Annotated in this window: 18 protein-coding genes; 6 read left to right on the forward strand and 12 right to left on the reverse strand. The window is 58.1% G+C overall.

All coding sequences use genetic code 11. The features are described from left to right. Nucleotides 1-375: 375 nt before the first annotated feature. Nucleotides 376-729, reverse strand: coding sequence for a cupin domain-containing protein (locus C7J97_RS05870; RefSeq protein ID WP_113992257.1), 354 nt, complete (start codon nucleotides 727-729; stop codon nucleotides 376-378). Nucleotides 730-871: 142 nt separating this feature from the next. On the opposite strand from C7J97_RS05870, the gene C7J97_RS05875 reads away from it, so the two are divergent. Together C7J97_RS05875 and C7J97_RS15195 are read left to right on the forward strand one after the other, a co-directional pair. Continuing rightward, nucleotides 872-1,204, forward strand: coding sequence for a winged helix-turn-helix transcriptional regulator (locus tag C7J97_RS05875; protein ID WP_112149201.1), 333 nt, complete (start codon nucleotides 872-874; stop codon nucleotides 1,202-1,204). Then, entirely contained in the window at nucleotides 1,201-1,386 is a 186-nt protein-coding gene (locus C7J97_RS15195; RefSeq protein WP_113992258.1) for a hypothetical protein, read from the forward strand. The genes C7J97_RS05875 and C7J97_RS15195 overlap by 4 nt, the downstream gene beginning before the upstream one ends. 98 nt (nucleotides 1,387-1,484) lie before the next feature. Here C7J97_RS15195 and glpK read toward each other — a convergent pair whose 3' ends face one another. Next, complete coding sequence (gene glpK / locus C7J97_RS05885; RefSeq protein ID WP_113992259.1) at nucleotides 1,485-2,987, reverse strand: glycerol kinase GlpK; 1,503 nt, start codon at nucleotides 2,985-2,987, stop codon at nucleotides 1,485-1,487. Nucleotides 2,988-3,318: 331 nt separating this feature from the next. Between glpK and C7J97_RS05890 the strand changes: the two genes are divergently transcribed. Together C7J97_RS05890 and C7J97_RS05895 are read left to right on the forward strand one after the other, a co-directional pair. Further along, complete coding sequence (locus C7J97_RS05890) at nucleotides 3,319-3,987, forward strand: LytR/AlgR family response regulator transcription factor (RefSeq protein ID WP_242983447.1); 669 nt, start codon at nucleotides 3,319-3,321, stop codon at nucleotides 3,985-3,987. Further along, a complete protein-coding gene (locus tag C7J97_RS05895; protein WP_113992260.1) occupies nucleotides 3,911-4,333 on the forward strand; it encodes a GHKL domain-containing protein in 423 nt (140 codons plus the stop codon). The genes C7J97_RS05890 and C7J97_RS05895 overlap by 77 nt, the downstream gene beginning before the upstream one ends. A gap of 58 nt (nucleotides 4,334-4,391) precedes the next feature. Here C7J97_RS05895 and C7J97_RS05900 read toward each other — a convergent pair whose 3' ends face one another. Beyond that, a complete protein-coding gene (locus C7J97_RS05900) occupies nucleotides 4,392-5,708 on the reverse strand; it encodes an NAD(P)-dependent oxidoreductase (protein WP_113992261.1) in 1,317 nt (438 codons plus the stop codon). A 140-nt stretch (nucleotides 5,709-5,848) separates the two neighbouring features. Further along, the gene (locus tag C7J97_RS05905; RefSeq protein ID WP_113992262.1) at nucleotides 5,849-7,051 is read right to left on the reverse strand and encodes a nucleotidyltransferase family protein; all 1,203 of its coding nucleotides are present in this window, start codon (nucleotides 7,049-7,051) and stop codon (nucleotides 5,849-5,851) included. Nucleotides 7,052-7,293: 242 nt separating this feature from the next. Here C7J97_RS05905 and C7J97_RS05910 point away from each other — a divergent pair, with 242 nt between their 5' ends. Then, on the forward strand, nucleotides 7,294-8,490 hold the full coding sequence (locus C7J97_RS05910; protein WP_005921122.1) for an acetate/propionate family kinase: 1,197 nt from the start codon (nucleotides 7,294-7,296) through the stop codon (nucleotides 8,488-8,490). 410 nt (nucleotides 8,491-8,900) lie between these two features. Then, nucleotides 8,901-9,188 carry a zinc-ribbon domain containing protein gene (locus C7J97_RS05915; RefSeq protein ID WP_005921120.1) on the forward strand — a complete coding sequence of 96 codons (288 nt, stop codon included), beginning with the start codon at nucleotides 8,901-8,903 and terminating at the stop codon, nucleotides 9,186-9,188. Nucleotides 9,189-9,263: 75 nt separating this feature from the next. Here the strand turns inward: C7J97_RS05915 and C7J97_RS05920 are convergent, their stop codons facing one another. Genes C7J97_RS05920 through C7J97_RS05955 form a run of 8 tightly spaced genes read right to left on the reverse strand, consistent with a single transcriptional unit; the run spans nucleotide 9,264 to nucleotide 18,071 of the window. Then, nucleotides 9,264-10,283 (reverse strand): glycosyltransferase family 2 protein, encoded by a 1,020-nt coding sequence (locus C7J97_RS05920; RefSeq protein ID WP_113992263.1) that lies wholly within the window; start codon nucleotides 10,281-10,283, stop codon nucleotides 9,264-9,266. Nucleotides 10,284-10,301: 18 nt separating this feature from the next. Continuing rightward, nucleotides 10,302-11,681, reverse strand: a complete 1,380-nt coding sequence (locus C7J97_RS05925; RefSeq protein WP_113992264.1) for an O-antigen ligase family protein — start codon at nucleotides 11,679-11,681, stop codon at nucleotides 10,302-10,304. Nucleotides 11,682-11,729: 48 nt separating this feature from the next. Next, the gene (locus C7J97_RS05930; protein ID WP_113992265.1) at nucleotides 11,730-12,560 is read right to left on the reverse strand and encodes a glycosyltransferase; all 831 of its coding nucleotides are present in this window, start codon (nucleotides 12,558-12,560) and stop codon (nucleotides 11,730-11,732) included. Next, nucleotides 12,542-12,841, reverse strand: coding sequence for a glycosyltransferase family 1 protein (locus C7J97_RS05935; RefSeq protein WP_147232749.1), 300 nt, complete (start codon nucleotides 12,839-12,841; stop codon nucleotides 12,542-12,544). Before C7J97_RS05935 ends, C7J97_RS05930 begins: the two co-directional genes overlap by 19 nt. Before the next feature lie 14 nt (nucleotides 12,842-12,855). After that, entirely contained in the window at nucleotides 12,856-14,055 is a 1,200-nt protein-coding gene (locus C7J97_RS05940; protein WP_113992267.1) for a glycosyltransferase family 2 protein, read from the reverse strand. After that, a complete protein-coding gene (locus C7J97_RS05945) occupies nucleotides 14,052-15,890 on the reverse strand; it encodes a GGDEF domain-containing protein (RefSeq protein WP_113992268.1) in 1,839 nt (612 codons plus the stop codon). Before C7J97_RS05945 ends, C7J97_RS05940 begins: the two co-directional genes overlap by 4 nt. Next, a complete protein-coding gene (locus C7J97_RS05950) occupies nucleotides 15,887-17,185 on the reverse strand; it encodes a hypothetical protein (protein WP_112120887.1) in 1,299 nt (432 codons plus the stop codon). Before C7J97_RS05950 ends, C7J97_RS05945 begins: the two co-directional genes overlap by 4 nt. A gap of 46 nt (nucleotides 17,186-17,231) precedes the next feature. Beyond that, nucleotides 17,232-18,071, reverse strand: a complete 840-nt coding sequence (locus C7J97_RS05955) for a metallophosphoesterase (RefSeq protein WP_242983448.1) — start codon at nucleotides 18,069-18,071, stop codon at nucleotides 17,232-17,234. Between the last annotated feature and the right edge of the window lie 169 nt (nucleotides 18,072-18,240).

Raw genomic sequence — 18,240 nt, forward strand, 5'->3', positions numbered from 1 at the left:
TCAACTTCACGGATGATGCCAAAACGGTCACCCGTGAGGAAGTGTTGGGTTCGAGTGCTGTGGACAATGCTCCACCAAAACAAGAGTCCCTGACTTCGGTCAGGGGCTTTTTTGTTGCGTCATCCACTAACCTGCGTCAGAGCAGGACGGTACAGGACTCGAACAGCACGTGCCGAGCGCAGCGAAGGCAATCAAAGCCCTAGCAGGGCTTTGATTAGTGCGCGGTTTCCAACGCGTAGGAATGTCTACCAAGAAAGATGCCGCCAGACCATTCGGTTCGGGGATTTTTTGTTGTGACAGGACGAGAACAAAAATAAGCAAAGGCAGGGTATCACTATGGTAGTGGTATCCTGCCTTTTGTTTTGATATGTTTTATCAGTAGATCACAGCATCCGTTGCAGTATAGCCTTCGAGAGAATTCTCCTTGACCTGAATACAAATATAAGTGATCTCAGAATTGCTTGCAGCAAAGAACTGACGTTTTGCCATGGGAGAAATCTTCAGCCAGTCGCCTGCTGCAAGGCTGATTTCTTCGCCATCGATAACGACCTTGCCTTTGCCGGAAAGAACACCGTAGATTTCCTCATTTGCCTTGTGGGAGTGGACAAACGGAACATTTGCTCCCGCAGGAAGCGTATTCAGGCTGATCTCCGCACCAGTCAGGGCGAGCTTTTCATGAAGCTCCGTCCGATTTTCTTTTCCAACTGTCATTTTTGTGTAGCTTGCCATTGTAAGCACCTCCATTTTGATTCGCAATCTTTCATTGCCTGCGCTAAGTATAGAATCTTGCACATTCAAAAACAAGTACGCACTTTTTTGTAACTGTACACTCAAAAATGAATGTGATATACTACATACAGAGGTGACTGATATGCGTACAAAAGAAGAATTGCCGGAATGTCCGGTTGCAACAGCAGTATCCCTGATTGGCGGAAAATGGAAACTCTTGCTTCTGCGCAATCTGAAAGAGCGTCCATGGAGATTCAATGAGTTGCAAAGAAGCATCGACGGGATCTCGCAGAAAGTTTTGACCGAGAGCTTAAGACAGATGATTGATGATGGGCTTGCCTACCGCCGTGATTATCACGAAAATCCTCCCAAAGTAGAATATGGGTTGACCGATCTCGGAATGGAAATGTTACCAATCGTCAATGCACTTGCAGACTTTGGCAATTACTATAAATCAGTCGTTGATCGGTCATGATCGATATTATGAAGCAAGGTTTGGAGCAGGCACACCCCAACAAGAAGCCGTCCCAAGGGGCTGGAAATTTTCAAGAATTGAAAATTTGTGGCCACGGGACGGTTCTTGCCCTCACCATCAGAATTATCCGTCTTGCCCTCACCATCAGAATTATCCGTCTTGCATCCGTAGTCATTTCGTGATACAATGCTCCACTAAAACACCCCCGGCAGGCAATCACCATTACGGTGGCAGCCTGCCGGGGGTATTATAATGTTATCCTGTCAAACTTTTTCCTGCCTTACACCTCGTGCTCGGCCCAGTCCTGACTGCGGCCCACGGCCTTGTGCCAGCCCCTGACCAACTTTTCCCGCTGGGCGGCGTCCATTTTTGGCTCAAACAGCTGGTTGCAGCTCCACAGGTGGCTGATCTCCTCCCGGCTCTTCCACACGCCGGTGGCAAGGCCGGCCAGATACGCCGCGCCAAGGGCGGTAGTCTCCCGAATGGCGGGGCGCAGCACTTCCTTGTTCAGGATGTCGGACTGGAACTGCATCAGGAAGTGGTCGCGGCTGGCACCGCCGTCCACCTTCAGGGTGCTGATGGTGATGTCGGTGTCCTTCTCCATGGCCCACATCAGGTCGGCGCTCTGGTAGGCGATGGATTCCTCTGCTGCGCGGATGATGTGGTTCTGGGTGGTGCCGCGGGTGATGCCCAGAATGGCACCCCGGGCGTACATATCCCAGTAAGGTGCGCCCAGACCGGTAAAGGCGGGCACGATGTACACGCCGCCGTTGTCCGGCACCTTCTGGGCGTAGTACTCGGAATCGCAGCTGTCCTGGATCAGGTGCATCCCGTCCCGGATCCACTGGATGACCGCGCCACCCACAAAGACGGAGCCTTCCAGCGCATATTCTACCTCGCCGTCAAGGCTGATGGCGATGGTGGTGACCAGACCGTTCTTGCTCTGGTAGATCTTGTTGCCGGTGTTCATCAACAGGAAACAGCCGGTGCCGTAGGTGTTTTTCACGTCGCCGGGCTTAAAGCAGCCCTGCCCGAACAGCGCAGCCTGCTGGTCGCCCGCAATACCGGCCACCGGTACGTCCACGCCCTGAATGTTGGTGTAGCCGTACACCTCGCTGGAGTCCTTCACGCTGGGCAGGATGCAGCGGGGGATGTCCAGCGCCTTGAGCAGGGTGTCGTCCCAGTCCAGCGTGCGGATGTTGTACAGCATGGTGCGGCTGGCGTTGGTGCGGTCGGTAACGTGCACCTTGCCGCCGGTCAGCTTCCAGACCAGCCAAGTGTCCACCGTACCGAACAAAAGCTCCCCGGCCTCGGCCTTTTCCCGCGCACCGGGGACGTTTTCCAGGATCCACTTGATCTTGGTGGCAGAGAAATAGGCGTCCGGCACAAGGCCGGTGTTTTCCCGGATGTAGTCCGCCATGCCGGGGGTCTTGAGCAGCTCGTCCACAAGGGGCGCGGTGCGGCGGCACTGCCAGACGATGGCGTTATACACCGGGCGTCCGGTGTTCTTGTCCCACAGGATGGTGGTCTCGCGCTGGTTGGTGATGCCGATGCCCGCAATGTCTCTGGGGTCCACGCCGCTTTGGGCGATCACCTCGTTCATCACGCCGTACTGGCTGGACCAGATCTCCATGGGGTTGTGCTCCACCCAGCCCTGATGGGGGTAGATCTGCTCAAATTCCCGCTGCTGCACGCAGACGATGTTCTGCTCGTTGTCAAACAGGATCGCCCGGCTGCTGGTAGTGCCCTGATCCAGTGAGAGGATATATTTGGTCTGGCTCATGATCTTCTCTCCTTGCTCTGAAGCTTGAGCGCAAAACAAAAAAGAGCGCACCAAACAAAGCTATCTGCTCTGTCTGTCGCTCTCCTGCTCTGCGCAAACATATTCTGTGCTTATTGTACACGCTCCGCAGGCAAAATACAAGCTTCTGCGCGATTTTTGGAGGTTCTGCACAAGGGGACCGCGCTGCCGTTGAACACTCTGCCGAAAGGGTGCGCGGTGCAGCCGCCGGGGATATAAAAAGCTTGCAAATTTGCGAAAAAGATGTGACGAAACGGCACGGATGTGGTATCGTTAAGGGGTGGATTTTTTGTTCGGAAAGGATTTCTTTGCTATGACCCGGATCGCTTTCTGTGATGACGATGCCGCGCTGCTGCATCAGATGCAGGATTTTCTGGAGCAGTACCGCACCCTGCGGGGGGTGCAGCTGGAGCTGGCCCCCTATACAAAGCCCATGGAGCTTCTGGCGGATATCGAGGCCGGGGTGCGCTTTGATGTGCTGTTTTTGGATGTGCTCATGCCCGGCATCAACGGCATCAATGCCGCCCGGGAGATCCGCCGGTATGACACGGCGGTGCAGATCATCTTTGTGACTTCTTCTTCGGAATTTGCCGTACAGTCCTATGTGGTAGGCGCATACTACTACCAGCTCAAGCCCATCTGGAAGGACAGCTTTTTCCGCCTTACCGATGCTGTGCTGGCCGAGTGCCGCAAGCGCACCCAGCACAGCCTGATCCTGCGCTGCAAAAGCGGCGTGACCCGCATTACGCTGGACAGTCTGGAATACTGCGAGGTGCAGGGGCGCACGCTGGGTGGCGCTGGCGGTGGCACTGTTCCTCCCGCAGCATCCGCTGGTGCAGCCGGTGGCAGAGCTGCTGTTCACCCTGCCGCTGCTGCTGCTGTTCATCCGCTTCGTTGCACCCTCCATGCGGCAGCTTTCCCACTACCCGGCCTCGGTGCAGTGCCAGTTCGGCATCGTGCCGCTGGTGGGCTATCTTTTTGACTACATCACCCATGTCTACACCAGCCTTTTGTCCGAGGCGAACCCGGCGGCGGTGGAGTTCATGTTCTTTGTGTGCTGTGCAGCCTTTCTGTGCTCCATTTTGCGCGCCTCCCGGGTGGAGCGGCAGCGCATCCAGATGGAGCAGTTACAGACCAGCCTGAACCTGCAAGTTACGCAGGCCATGCGCGAGATCGAGGCGCTGCGCCTTTCCCAGCAGCGCGCCAGCACCTACCGCACCGGTCACGGGCTTGGAGTGCGCAGCATCTGCGCCATCTCGGAGCGGTACGGCGGCCTGACCAGCTTTGCCGCCAAGGACGGGCAGTTTACCCTGCGGGTAATGTTATAAGTTATAAAAATAAATAGTAAGGCGGGAAGGTCCACGGACCTTCCCGCCTTACTATTTATTATAATTGCTGCTTTGCCAGCACGTCAGAGGTAGGGGTCTGGAACACCGGGATGTCGGCATAGGGGTCAGCAGTGGTGTCGGCGGGCAGGCTCTTCATATATTCGTCCATGGCGACAGCCACCTTCTTGGCAACAGCCACAGCCTCCACCACGGTGCGTGCGCCCATGACGGCGTCGCCGCCGGCAAATACGCCCTCGCGGGTGGTGCGGCCGTCCTCGCTGACGCTCAGCAGACCCTTCTGGTTGGTCTCGATGCCGGTCGTGGTCTTGACGAGGTTGCTCTCAGAACCCTGACTGACCGACACGATGACGCCGGTGTGGGGGTAAAAAGTCTCGCTGCCCTCTACCTGCGTAAACTTGCCATCCTCGCCCTTGACGGTGTCGCGGCAGATCAGGCCGTCCTCGCGGATCTCCACCGGTGCCTTGCAGAACCGGAAGCCCACGCCCTCCAGCTTAGCGTAGCTCACCTCGTACTCGGAGGCGCTGATGCAGCTTTCGTCCCGGCGGGCGTAGCAGGTAACGTGGCGGGCACCGTTGCGGATGGCAGTGCGGGCGCAGTCCATGGCGGAGTTGCCCACGCCGATGACAGCCACGTCATCGCCCAGACGGAAGGCCTTGGAGTTTGCCAGATAGTCGATGCCGAAAGCCACGTTGCCAAGGCTCTCGCCCTTGATGTGCATGGCGTTGGCCTTCCACAGACCGGCGCCGATGAACACGCTCTTGTAGCCGTCGCGGAACAGATCGTCGATGGTAATGGTCTTGCCGATGGTAGTATTGGGGCGCACCTTGATGCCCTTCAGCTCCAGATGACGATACTGGAAATCGTCCAGCACACTGTCCGGCAGGCGGTAGTTGGGGATGCCGTAACGCATCACGCCGCCGATCTTATCCCGGGCGTCAAAAATGGTCACATCGTAGCCCCAGCGTGCCAGCAGCACTGCGATGGTCAGGCCTGCCGGGCCGGAGCCCACCACAGCAGCCTTCATGCCGTTTTTCGGGGCAGGGCCTGCGGTCATCTTGTTGGCGTAGGTGGTGGAGATATAGTCCTCGATGATGGAAAAGTGCACCGGGTCGTGGCTGGGCATCCGGTTGCGGATGCAGTGGCCCTCGCACTGCTTTTCGTGGTTGCACACCAGACTGCACACAGTGGTCAGAGGGTTGTTTTCAAACAGCATCCGGCCTGCATCGTCCATCTGGTTTGCCTTGAGCAGACGGATGACCTCCGGGATATTGGTGTGGATGGGGCAGCCCTCCTGACACATCGGCTTTTTGCAGCCGAGGCAGCGGTTGGCTTCGTCCAGAACATGAAGTGCCATGGGTTCCTCCTTGTGTTTCCCCTGCGGGGACAGTCGTTTTTACAGGTTCGTTGTATCCAACATTGCATTACTCTAATCATACACCCGAACTGCGCCGGATACAAGAGGGTACAATATAAAATTTTTGGCGTTATTTTTTGTCAATTCGTCAAAAAGATAATTTTTTGACGATATATTCCGCCCATCGGCTCCGGTTTTGTCCGGCACAGCGCACCAAGGTCGCTGGCTCTGCTCTGGTCGGCAGCCATTTGGGCGCAGGTCTCGTTTTCCCGCGCCAGCCGCGCCAGCGAGTGGGACAGCGGCAGCGCCGTTTCCCCGGGCAGGGGCAGAGCCTCCTTGCGTGCGCCCAGCAGGTGCAGATAGGGCGGCAGCGCCGGGGTCTGGGCGGTGTAGCCCAGCGCCGCATCCATTGCCAGCCGCCGCATCCGCGCCCGGGGGTAACGCACGGTGGTCAGGGCGTCCAGCAAAGCGGGCAGACTTGCGGTCTTCCGCACAGCATTTTCCAGCCGGTGCTCCAACCCCTCGGATACCCCGCGCACTGCGGCAAAGGGAGCTTGCCCTGCGCAGGCTGCCCGCAGCAGTGCCAGCTCGCAGTGCCCCATGATCACAAAATCTGTATACTTTCCGTCATATTCTTCTTGTTTATACAGTTTCAGCGCCTTTTGCGGCACATAAGGTGCCAGTGCCGCCGCGCCGCCCTCCGCCCAGAGTGCCCGCAGGGCACTGGCGCTGGCAAAGGCTGCATGAGCACTTTCGGTCAGCGCCTGCCCGTGGTCTGCGCCCTGCCGGGGCAGGGCGATGGGCTGCATTTCTACATTCTGTTCTATGATGGCTTTACAATACTCTACGGCAAGATTATTGTTGGGCTTGTCCAGCAGTGCGGCGATGTCTGCCCCCGGGCACAGCGCCTGCACCGCCGCCTGCCGGGCGGCGGCAAAGCTGCGCGCCCCAGCGGCAAGCTGCTGCCTGAGCGCAGCGCGGTAGTCCTCGCTGCACAGCACCCGGGCAGCTTTTTGCAGCAGGGCGGTGTCCGGGGTCTCTGCCCCAAAGACCAGTGCGTCGCACCCGGCAGCGGCCAGAATGCGCACCCCCGCCCGGGCAAAGGCCTCGGCACCGGCGCAGGCGCAGGGCGCGGGCAGGGCAAACACAAGGTCTGCTCCGCAGGCCAGCGCCGCCTGCACCCGCACCGCCTCCGGCAGCAGCGGCAGCGCGCCCCGCTGGGTAAGCCCGCAGCTCATGGCAACGGCCACCCGCTGCGCCCCCAGCGCCCGCGCCTGCGCCAGCTGCCATGCGTGGCCGTTGTGGAAGGGGTCGTACTCCGCAATGATGCCTGCAAACTTCATGGAACTGCTCCTTTTCGCCAACAGATTGTTAAATTTATATCGGATATACAGAAAAATCCTGCTGTTTCCGGGATTTGTGGGCAGGATATACAAAAACCTTGTACACAAGTTTTACCGCTTTGCCCGGGTTGCGCCTTGAAAAGCCGCCACACCTATTATATAATAAACATAGGAATCTGTAAAATTCTGTCCGCAGGTTTTTAGGCTGCGGACGGTACAAAAATTTTCAGGAGGCAACACAGATGAAGATTCTGGTTATTAACTGCGGTTCTTCTTCCCTGAAGTATCAGCTGATCGATATGGACGGCGAAAAGGTGCTGTGCAAAGGCCTGTGCGAGCGCATTGGCATGGAGAGCAGCATGATCACTCACGAGGCCAACGGCACCAAGGCTACCACCCCGGCAATCTTCCCCACCCACACCGAGGCTTTTGCCGAGGTCGTGAAGAAGATGACCACCGGTGCAGGCAAGTGCATCAATGACGTGAGCGAGATCGACGCCATCGGCCACCGCGTTGTGCACGGCGGCGAGAAGTTCAAGAGCAGCTGCCTGATCACCGATGAGGTCATCAACACTCTGCGTGAGCTGAGCCCGCTGGCTCCTCTGCACAACCCCGCCGGTATTCTGGGTATCGAGGCCGCCCGCAAGGTGTTCGGCAACATTCCCATGGTGGCTGTGTTCGACACCGCCTTCCACAGCACCATGCCGCCGAAGGCTTATATGTACGCCATCCCCTACGAGTACTATGAGAAGTACGGCGTGCGCCGCTACGGCTTCCACGGCACCAGCCACAAGTACGTTGCCCACAAGGCAGCCGAGTATCTGGAAGAGCCCATTGAGCGCCTGAAGCTGATCACCTGCCATCTGGGCAACGGTTCTTCCATTGCCGCAGTCGATCAGGGCAAGGTGGTGGATACCTCCATGGGCATGACCCCGCTGGCCGGCCTGATGATGGGCACCCGCTGCGGCGACCTGGACCCCTCTGTGGTCAACTACCTGAAGTACACCCTGAACATCACCGGCCACGAGCTGGACGAGATCCTGAACAAGAAGTCCGGCCTGCTGGGCATCTCCGGTGTTTCCAGCGATAAGCGCGATGTGGAAGAGGCTGCCGCGGCCGGCAACAAGCGCGCACAGCTGGCTTCCGATATGCTGAACTACCAGATCAAAAAGACCATCGGCAGCTACATTGCAGCTATGGGCGGCGTGGATGCCATCGTCTTTACCGGCGGCATCGGCGAGCACGATGCCATTGCCCGTGCAAAGATCTGCCACCACATGGATTGGCTGGGCATCCGCATCGACACCGAGAAGAACAAGCACCCTGTTGGCGATGTGTGCGAGATCACCGCTTGGGGCGCAAAGGTGCGCACGCTGGTCATTGCTACCGACGAGGAGCTGATGATCGCCCGCGACACCAAGGAAGTCATCGAGAAGTAAGCTTTTCCCAAAGGGCTTTGCAGGGGCTGCTGCACAGAATGTGCGGCAGCCCCTTTTTGCTTGTATGAAAAAGTGGTTCAGAAACACCCGCAGGTGTTTCTGAACCGCAAATCATAAATTATCTGCCGCTGCACATAACCTGTGCGGCGCGCCGCTTTTCTATCTTCCGGCGGTGATTTTACCCAAATATATGCTGTCGGTTTGTGCCATGTGTACAAATAAAAGGGCGAACGGTTGTTTTTTGGTTGACAAATCTCAAAAATAACGGTACAATAGGAAAGTCCTCAATCCGAGGGCGTTTATCTATTCAAGCCCCTGGTAAGCTTACTGATCAGCGCGATGGTCCCAAAACCAAAGGTATGGTTACAATCCTTCCGTGGGCAAGAACTAACTAAAGAGGAGATACTACTATGTTTGAAGACAAGACTCTGGTCTGCAAGGACTGCGGTAAGGAATTTGTTTGGACTGCCGGCGAGCAGGAGTTCTACGCTTCTCGCGGCTTCGAGAACCAGCCCCAGCGCTGCAAGCCCTGCCGTGACGCCCGCAAGAACGGCGGCGCACGCAGCAACAGCGGCGAGCGTCAGATGTTCGACGCTGTCTGCGCAGCTTGCGGCAAGGCCTGCAAGGTTCCCTTCCAGCCCCGTGAGGACCGTCCGGTCTACTGCTCTGACTGCTTCGCTCGCATGAAGCAGAACTAAGCGTTGATTTTCATTTAAATCGGTAACAAATCCCCCCGCTGCCAGTCGGCAGCGGGGGGATTTTTGCGTTTCTCTTCAGGTATTCTTACGCTGATTTGCGCCCGAGAGCAGCAGCACCGCGCGGCATAGCCGCAGCTTGAGCAGCAACAGCTTTACCTGGTCGTTCCGGCTCTGCATGGCGTGCAGTGGGGTGCTGCGCACCGCCGTGCGCACCCGGGGCTTTTGCAGGGTACTGCGCAGCCAAGCAGTCTGCTCTGCAAGGGAAAGCGGGCTGCATCCAAGATTCTTGATTCCCATCATCAGGTCGCGGATCGTGCAGTAGCTCGCCTTTGCGCGGTGCATGGGGCTGTCCTGTAAGCCCCACGCGGCAACGGTGTCCCACACTGCATCGCTGAGATAAAAGTTATCCTCCAGACGCTCCGGGTGGTAGCTGTTGGACAGGCTGCCCCGCCGGGCAGCGGTGTAGTGGTACAGCGGCTTTTCCAGCACCACCAGACAGCCGGGATTTTGACGATAAAAGGCTACAAAGAACAGCCCGTCCTCCCCCAGCTGATGGCAGGAGAAACGCAGCCGATGCTGCTCCAGAAACGCCCGGCGGAACAGCTTATTGGTGACCAGATACGAGGACGCCGTCTCGTCGAAATGTTCCCTGAAGGGCGCGCCCCGGTACACGCCGGAGAGGGTGCTGCCGCTGGTCTGCGTGTGCAGCAGCCGGTCATTTTCATCATAGCTGTCCAGATACAGCCCAAACTCCACGCAGTCCGCATCAGCATTCCGGGCGGCATGATACAGCACTTCTGCCGCATCCGGCTCTACCCAGTCATCCGGATCCAGAAAGAAGATATACTCGCCCCGGGCTGCATCCAGACCCGCGTTGCGGGCAGCGGCTACGCCGCCGTTGGGCTGGTCGATGAAGCGAAAGCGCGCATCCTCGGCAACAGCCTGTGCACACAGCGCGGCGCTGCCGTCCTTGGAGCCATCGTTGATGAGAATGGCCTCGAAGTCGGTCAAAGTCTGCGCCCGCAGTGAGCGCAGCGCCCGGGGCAGCAGGCGCTCCATATTATAAACAGGCACTATAAACGAGATACAGGGCATTGTTTTCACTCCTTGCCGTCACACTTCCTTCATCAGAATATGGATGCGGTCCCGCATCTCCTGCCGACTGTCCGGCATCCACACCTTGGGTTCCGGGGGCTTTTTGCGCTCCATGGCGTAGGCAAGCGTCACCAGACGCAGCGCCATCGTGCTCCAGAAATAAAAGGCGGTATTATCGGTCAGGTAGGTCACCGTCATATAGCCTAGCTCGGACAGATACAGCAACGTGGTCTCTTGGTCTGCATAGCGCTGCCAGAACAGCGGAGCCAGAACATACTGGATGCTGGACCAGAGCAGAAAACCCGGAAAGCCTACCTCTACAAAGACCTTCAGGATGTCGTTGTGGAAGGGGTAAGGCTGGTTGATGAGCCCGTCATTATACCACTGGGCGATGATGGTGTCCACATATTCAAAACCGCGGCCGATATATGTGATAGAAAATTCATAGTAGGGGTTCGCCATGCTCCACAGGTAGTCCCGTCCCATCATGTCAATGCCAAAACTGTTCAGCAACCTTGAAATAACACCGTAGCGCACACAGTAGAGGAATGCCAGAAAAAACAGGATACAGCAGACGCCCACTGCCGGGTAAAACCAGCCGGGGACTTTGCGCTTGCGGAGAAGCAGAGCGATCAGGACGAACAGAACCACCGCCGGGATGGCGATGCGCTTCATGCCGACCAGAAAAAACCAGCAGCAGAGCAGCAGATACAGCCAGCGCTTGCGCTTTTCCTGCCGGGTAGTACGAGGAGCAAAAACGGCGTAGTACAAGATCATCTGCCCGAACACAAAGGTCAGGTCGTGAATCTCCAGCTGCAGCGCATAGCCATCCGCATCACCGAAGGTGATCAGACAGGTAACGAGAGACTGGATGCTGGCTGCAAAACCGTAGCCAGGAATACTCAGCAGCATGATGGCCGTGTTGGCAATGCAGATGCTGATGGTAAACAGCTCGATGGCTTTTTCCCGGAACAGATAGACCAGCGCCACGGCAGTGAGGATGGCAATACTCTGGAACACGATCTTGGAGCAGCTTCGGATCATGGAAGACACTGCGGCAAAGCTTTCGATCCAGATGACCATCGACCAGAAAAACAGCACCGCCATCAGGGACATATAAAGCAGGGTAGGCTTCCATAACTCCCGGAGACGCTTTTCGTCCGGGTAAAACAGGGTGTACAGCATTGCCAGCCCGATCACCCCCAGAGAGATGGCTTTGGGAAGGCCGCCCACTGCGCTGTTGATTGGTTTCCACTCTCCCAGCCCGGCACCGGCCAAAAAGACCACGCAACCGATGGTCAGCAGTTTTTGCCACAGTGGGCTGTCCTTATAAAACAAAGAGGCCGGAGTTTTCCGGCTGTAATCCTTTTTGGTCAGGATCTGATCCAATGTGCGCATGAAAAGGGCTCTCCTTTTATTGTGGGTGTTCCCGCAGCCGCCGGGGGGCTACGCCTGCCCTCCCAGTTGCAGGTACTGCTGCTGTAAGCGGGCGGCGGCGATGTTGATATCGTAGCCAGCCTGTCGGATCAGTTCTGCACCAGCAGATCGGTCGCAGGGCTGGTGGAGCATCCGCTGCAAGCCTGCTGCCCAGTCTGCATTGCTGGCGGAAAGCGGGATCTGGATGGCATGGGAAGAAAGCAGCACCTCCGCCGGCACTGCGTCCGAAAATACGCACCCCAGCCCAGCGGCTTGCGCCTCGATCCCCACCACCGGCAGACCCTCAAAGCGGGAGGGCATGACGAAGAGATCCATCATCTGGTACCAGTCGGCCACATTGCTTTGCAACCCGGCAAACAGGATGTGGTCTGTGATGCCCAGTTCCTGCGCCTGTGCACGGACAGCCTGCTCCAGCCTGCCGGTACCAATGAGCACCAGCATCGCCCGGGGCTCCAGCTGCAAAAAGGCGGCAAAGATCTCCAATAGACGCTCGTGGTTCTTGCGGACATCAAAGCGGCCTACATGACCCAGAACCACCCGGTCTTCCAGCCCGTAGCGCGCCCGCATTTCGGCGCGGACGGCGGGGGAGAAGCGGAAGGTCTCCGGCTCGATGGCGTTGGGAATGATCTGTCCCCGGCGCTCCCAGTCCGCTTTGCCAAAGTAGTAGATGCCCGCATCCCGGCCGCAGGCCCACAGGTGGGTGGCGGCGCCGGGCAGCAACTGTTTACAGAACATCTTCAGCGGCCACTTGTAGTCCCGGACGATCCAGATGTTATGGGCGTGGGCAATGCGCACTTGCAGCCCGGCCTTCTCTGCACCCTTCAGGGCATAAAGCCCCATCGCCTCGTTGTGGGCGTGCAGGATGCGGATGCGGGGTCTGCGGCCACGGTCTGCTGCACAAAGCGCAGATACGCCGGGTAGTGCAGCGGGTTTAATCCCGGACTCTGGTAGATATGCCCGCCCAGACGGCGGATCTCGTCGTCGTAATCGCCGGGCTTTTGCTTGTTGACGATAAAATCAAACTGGACCTTTTCGCGGTCGATATGCCGGTAGTAGTTCATCAGCATGGTCTCGATCCCGCCGCGGTCCATATTGCTGACCGAATGCAGCACTCGTATCATGGGTACTCCTTATATTATAACAACTGAAATCTTCTGCCGTAGCGGCACCACAGCCCAAAGTCCTGCTGCCGCAGCGCCCGGGCACCCCAGCGGGCACGGCGGGGCAGTGCGCCCGCTTGCGGCAGCGCCTTTGCGTACAAAGCACAGCACAACCGGAAAACAGCCTGCTGCGTTTCCGGCGGCAGGCCGGATACAGTGGCATAGCAGAAAGCCGAAAGCTGCAGCGTCAGGGTGCAGCGGTATAACGCATCGTGGGGCAGGCCCAGCGCAGCATCCTGCACTGCCAGCTGCTCCATGATCCAGTAGCTCTGCACGGCGGCAGGGCGGTGCTGACTTGTGGCGGTAAGCCCCTTGGGGTTTTTGCGCCACAGATAGACCATCTCCGGCACAGAGGCCACAGTCTTTGCCAGCCGGAATACCAGAAAATGGATGATGGCATCCTCAAAGCAGGTATAGTAAGCCGGAAAGCGCACCTGTGCAAACAGTTCCCGCCGGTACACCTTGCCCCATGGCATCCCGGGCAGCTCGAACCGCTCCGGCGCGGCGGCACCGGCGTAGACTGCCGCCGGGTAGCGCTGCACCGGGCCGCGGGTGCCGTCGGTGTACAGGTACTGCCAGCCGCCTTGCACCACATCGGCGTCAAGGCGCTGTGCGGCCTCCAGCAGGGTGCGGATGGCACCGGGCAATAACAGATCGTCGCTGTCCACGAACATCAGCCAGCGGCCCACGGCGTGGCGTAGCCCCTCGTTGCGGGCGGCGGCGGCGCTGCGGGGCGCACTGCAATTGCACAGCAACACCCCGGGCAGTGCCCGGTAGCGTTCCAGCACGGCGGCTGTGCCGTCGGTGGAATCGCTGTCCACCACGATCAGCTGCACGGTGCAGCTGGTCTCCTGCTGCAAAATGCTGTCCAGACAGGGGCCGATGGTAGCTTCGCCGTTGTACACCGGCACAATGACCGAAAGGGTCACCGTCGGGTCCTGCGGCGGCAGCAGCGGGCAGGTCTCTTCTGCTGCAGGTTTCGGGCACAGGGCTGCCAGCGCGGCGCGGTCGGCCTGTGTGCTGTCCGGCAGCGGGGCACCGCCCCGGTGCAGCAGATGGTACAGCCCAAGGTCTGCATGGCCGCAGGCTGCGCCGCACACGGCGGCAGCGCCCGCCAGCAGACGGCTGCGGGTGCGGCAGTGGATCAGCTGGTAAGCGCGTCGGTTCTGGATCATGCTTCACCACGCTCCGTTCCGGCAAGGACAGCGCCGCCCTCCTCTGCGATCAGGGACATCTTTTTCTGTGCGCAGCGCACAAGGTCGCGCACATGGTAGAGCTCCTCCTCCGAGGTGGTGGCCCATGCGGCGGTGAACAGGATGGGGTACTCCGGGTTGAGCTTATTGTACTCGTCCACCTGACTTTGCAGGATGTGGATCATGACCTCTGCCTTCCGGGTGCTGCATTCATCAAAGAAGGCAAGGAACTTGCCCGCGCCGTTGTAGCCCACGGTGCCGTCGGTATCGCCCATCAGCTGCAAAAGACCGGAAAAATCCTTCAGGATGCCGTCACCCACATGGTAGCCGAAGCGGCGGCTCATCTCGGTCAGGTTGTCCAGCTGCAAAGCAAAGCAGGTATAGTCCTCCGGCAGGATGCGGTCGGCCATGCCGGTGATATACACGTTGAGCTTTTCGCGGTTGGGCAGACCGGTCTTTTTGTCCACATACAGCAGATAATCCACCGCATCCGAGATGCGGCCCAGCAGAATTGCACCGCAGCAGCCGATGACAAAGAACAGCACCAGCGCCAGCATCAGATACAGCTTGACATTGATGGCGGCAGCCACCTGCACCGAGCTGATCATCTTCAGATAATCCGCGCTGATGTACAGGTTCAGCTCCTTGCTGCTGGTATTGATGATCTCGTAGTAGCTTTTCAGCTGCGCCTCGTAGTCGTTGATCATGCTTTCCATCTTGGCGTGCTGCTCGCCTGTACCGCCAAAATCCACGTTGCGGAAGCTTTGCAGGATCTCCTCCTGAAACTGCCGGTCGATCTGGCTGGATGCGACCTGCTGTTCCAGCGATACCAGTTTCAGCACCAGACCGTCGTAGGTGGTCTGTGCCTTATCGCCAGCACCTTCCAGCTCGATGTTATTCAGGATATAGTCCGAGGACACCACCTCGCCCCGGTCAGTAAAGTAGTTTTGCAGCAGATCGGCGTTCTTGTACACATACTGGTCGGTCAGGCTCCACAGACTGTCCCGCTGCTCGGTGGTGATCTGTTCGTTCTGCTTTGCAGTTTCGATGGTGTTGGCCAGATATTCCTGCAGCACCGTGCCGTCCCGCACCTGCGGGCCGTTGAGCACATAGGCGTACAGCGCCGGGATGGTGTATTTTTTGAAGTCGGAATAGATATCGCACAGGTCTGCATAGGTGTAGCCGGTGCGGGAGGAGCGAAAATTCGGGTAGTGCTCCCGCTTGCTCAGCAGATAGTCCTGCATCTCGTTGGTATCGTTTTCCAGAATGCGGATGCACTCGTAGTAGTCATAGCCGTTATCCAGCAGGCCGGACGAGGGGTTGAGCGAGAGTTTCTGCTCCACATATTTTTCCGTATAATAGGTGCAGTAGCTCTGGATGATGGCATCCAGCATATTGCGGGCATAACCCGCGCCCTGCTCTCCATCCACCACAAGGCTCACCTTGTAGGTATCCGGGAAATAGGTCACCTCTTCGCCCTTTTGCAGCAGTGCCTCGTTGATGGTCTGCTGATCTTCCGAGATCACCGGGGTCACCGAGATGTTGGAACGGATGGTGCTCAGCCGCCCGGAAGCACCCAGTGCATCCATGGCCTGCGAGATGACGGTGGAGGAGTAGATCTCGTTGACGTCCAGTTCGCTGCCGTCCGGGGTGTAGCCGTCCGAGATGCCGTCGTTGGTATAGCGGATAATGACCGATGCAGTGTACTTCTGCCGACCGTCCGCATACAGGTAGATGGCGGCCGCACCTGCCAGCGACACCAGAAAGATCAGCAGGCTGAAACGCTTCAGATAGCGCAGGATCTCAAACTTTTTCATCTGCGGTGCCTTGCCTTTCTGCGTTTGCGTTCGTGGAGCAGCCATGCACTGCCCAGCATAACAGCAACGGACTCCATCAGGGTCTTTTTCAGGCTCAGGCGCTGCAGGAAGGAGGCCGAGCCGTAGGTAAAGGTAATATAGTTCTGGGATTTGTACTTGATATACGCCTTGTCCAGTACAAACAGCTGCTCCGAGATCTCGTTGATGGCGGTCTCCAGCTTGTTCACCATGGCCTGCGCCTCGGCCAGACGCGGCTGACCGGCATCCAGCTCCCGGATCTTCTGGATCACATAATTCGTGCTCACGATCTCGGACTGGTAGTCGGTGGCATCGGCCAGAGAAGCGTCTGCCGCCCGCGCCAGCGCATCCATGGCGGTCTTGGTGCGGGACATATAGTACTCGCTTGCTTCATCCACGGTGGGGATCATCATGATGGAGGTCATGGATTTTTCGTAGATGGAAATGCCCTTTTTGTCGGCGTCATAGTAAGCCTGCTGGGTGCGCATGTCAATATCGTCGATCTTGTTCTTGTATTCCAGAATGCTGGTCAGCATGGCCGGGTCGCGGGCAACACCGCCCTCGATGACAAAGGCCATGGCGTTGGGCAGGTCGTAATCCACCAGATTGTTGATCATTTTGCCCAGTGTGGTAAAGTTGTTGGTGGAAGGGTCGGGATTTGCCTCGTCCGTAAAGCTTTTGTTCTCCCCCAGACGGGCGTTCAGATAGCGGTTCAGCGCGGCGGCGCGCACCTCCAGCTCGTTCAGTCGCAGGTAAGGCTCGCACGCGGTGGTCACTTCCAGCTTTTCCTTGAGGATGCTCTGGTTATCGCAGTAGTTGCTCAGAAAGATCTCCCGGTAGGATTCGCACACGCTCTGCAAAAGATCTGTGGGCTTGCGGTTGCCCAGGTTCAGCTTGCGGGTGTTGATGGAGAGATAGTAGTTGGTGCTGATATACTCGCTGCCGTTGGCGCTGCCGGTGCCGTCCGGGCTCAGGTAAAGGCACTCTGCCAGCTGGGAGGCAGTCAGGCTGTCCTGCAGGCCTACCCGCCGGATGGCGCGCTCCATCACCTCGTCCGACACGATCTCGTAGGCGTTGAAGCGGGTCTTGTTGGGGTTCATGCCAAGCGCCGCCTCGGAGTAATTGAAGGAGATGCTGGCAGTGGCGCTGTCCGCACTTTTAAAATAGTGGATCAGCCCGAACAGACAGCACAAGGTCAGCAGGCAGAGAAACAGACGGTATTTATTTGTCCAGATATGGCGCAGCGCCTGTTTGATTTTTTCTTTGATGTCATCCATGGCATTCTACCCTTTTGCAGCGGCCTGCACGCGCAGCGCAGGCCGCTTAGTCGATGTCAATGACCGAAAGCTCCGGCACATTGTTGATGCGGGGCGCCCGGCTGGAATCGCCCAGTCCCCGGCTTACAATGAGGGTGGCGTTGTTGGCAAGCGTATAGCTGCCTCCGGCATAGTCGGGCAGAAAGCCCTCCTCGGCGGTATAAAGCGGACCGATCTTCGGCAGCCGCACGATGCCGCCGTGGGTGTGCCCGGCCAGTCCCAGCTCAAAGGAATAGTTTTCCAGATGCTCGGGAAAGTAGGTGGGAACGTGTGCCAGACAGATGCGCAGGTCGTAGTCTGTCTGCGGCTCCACGCTGTCCATAAAGGTGCTGGCACCGTAGTTAGAAAAATCCGCCGGGCTGCCCTCCACGCCCAGAATGCTGATAACATTGTCGTGGATGGTATAGCGCGCCTCCTGATTGCGCAGGACGGTCACCCCGGCGGCGGTGAACTTTTCCACCAGTTCCCGGTCGTTGTCCAGAAAATACAGCTCGTCCTCGTGGTTGCCCAGCACTCCGCATACCGGGGCAATCTCGCTCAGCTGACGGAACAGGGAGAGCATATTATCATAGTCGGTGCCTTCGTCGTAGGTCACAAAGTCGCCGCCCAGCAGGATCAGATCCGGGGTAAGGCTGCGGACATCCTGCACCAGCTCACAGTTATCTGCTCCGTATTCCCGCAGATGCAGGTCGGTCAGAAAAACGACCCGGCAGCTCTGGGTCAGCTTGCGGGAATGGATCTGATAGAACTCTGCCGTATAGTGGGTGCGGTTATAGCAGATATTCTGCCACAGCGCCCCGCCCAGCAGGGCGAGCAGGGCAACAAGAACCAGCAGCGTCAGCAGCACCTGCTTCCAGGGGGGCGTTGCCCTCTGTGCGCCGCCACTGTGTGTATGTCTGCTGTTTTGCGCTGCGCCTTTTCCGTGTTTTGCTTTGATAAAGGCCACATCCTTTCTGCCGGGGAACGTTGCATAGAGAAGGGCGCAGCACAAGGCCGCAGCCCATCTTTCCAAAAAC

It is taken from the genome of Faecalibacterium prausnitzii (assembly GCF_003324185.1).
GTDB classification, from domain to species: Bacteria; Bacillota; Clostridia; order Oscillospirales; family Ruminococcaceae; genus Faecalibacterium; species Faecalibacterium prausnitzii.

Excerpts from the sequence above, each read along its gene's own strand:
- C7J97_RS05890 (WP_242983447.1), top strand. The coding sequence starts at position 3,319 with ATGACCCGGATCGCTTTCTGTGATGACGATGCCGCGCTGCTGCATCAG.
- C7J97_RS05925 (WP_113992264.1), bottom strand. The coding sequence starts at position 11,681 with ATGCGCACATTGGATCAGATCCTGACCAAAAAGGATTACAGCCGGAAA.
- C7J97_RS05935 (WP_147232749.1), bottom strand. The coding sequence starts at position 12,841 with ATGATACGAGTGCTGCATTCGGTCAGCAATATGGACCGCGGCGGGATC.
- C7J97_RS05870 (WP_113992257.1), bottom strand. The coding sequence starts at position 729 with ATGGCAAGCTACACAAAAATGACAGTTGGAAAAGAAAATCGGACGGAG.
- C7J97_RS05930 (WP_113992265.1), bottom strand. The coding sequence starts at position 12,560 with ATGGGGCTTTATGCCCTGAAGGGTGCAGAGAAGGCCGGGCTGCAAGTG.
- C7J97_RS05895 (WP_113992260.1), top strand. The coding sequence starts at position 3,911 with ATGCGGCAGCTTTCCCACTACCCGGCCTCGGTGCAGTGCCAGTTCGGC.
- C7J97_RS15195 (WP_113992258.1), top strand. The coding sequence starts at position 1,201 with ATGATCGATATTATGAAGCAAGGTTTGGAGCAGGCACACCCCAACAAG.
- C7J97_RS05900 (WP_113992261.1), bottom strand. The coding sequence starts at position 5,708 with ATGGCACTTCATGTTCTGGACGAAGCCAACCGCTGCCTCGGCTGCAAA.
- C7J97_RS05875 (WP_112149201.1), top strand. The coding sequence starts at position 872 with ATGCGTACAAAAGAAGAATTGCCGGAATGTCCGGTTGCAACAGCAGTA.
- C7J97_RS05950 (WP_112120887.1), bottom strand. The coding sequence starts at position 17,185 with ATGGATGACATCAAAGAAAAAATCAAACAGGCGCTGCGCCATATCTGG.
- C7J97_RS05940 (WP_113992267.1), bottom strand. The coding sequence starts at position 14,055 with ATGATCCAGAACCGACGCGCTTACCAGCTGATCCACTGCCGCACCCGC.
- glpK (WP_113992259.1), bottom strand. The coding sequence starts at position 2,987 with ATGAGCCAGACCAAATATATCCTCTCACTGGATCAGGGCACTACCAGC.
- C7J97_RS05920 (WP_113992263.1), bottom strand. The coding sequence starts at position 10,283 with ATGCCCTGTATCTCGTTTATAGTGCCTGTTTATAATATGGAGCGCCTG.
- C7J97_RS05910 (WP_005921122.1), top strand. The coding sequence starts at position 7,294 with ATGAAGATTCTGGTTATTAACTGCGGTTCTTCTTCCCTGAAGTATCAG.
- C7J97_RS05915 (WP_005921120.1), top strand. The coding sequence starts at position 8,901 with ATGTTTGAAGACAAGACTCTGGTCTGCAAGGACTGCGGTAAGGAATTT.
- C7J97_RS05945 (WP_113992268.1), bottom strand. The coding sequence starts at position 15,890 with ATGAAAAAGTTTGAGATCCTGCGCTATCTGAAGCGTTTCAGCCTGCTG.
- C7J97_RS05905 (WP_113992262.1), bottom strand. The coding sequence starts at position 7,051 with ATGAAGTTTGCAGGCATCATTGCGGAGTACGACCCCTTCCACAACGGC.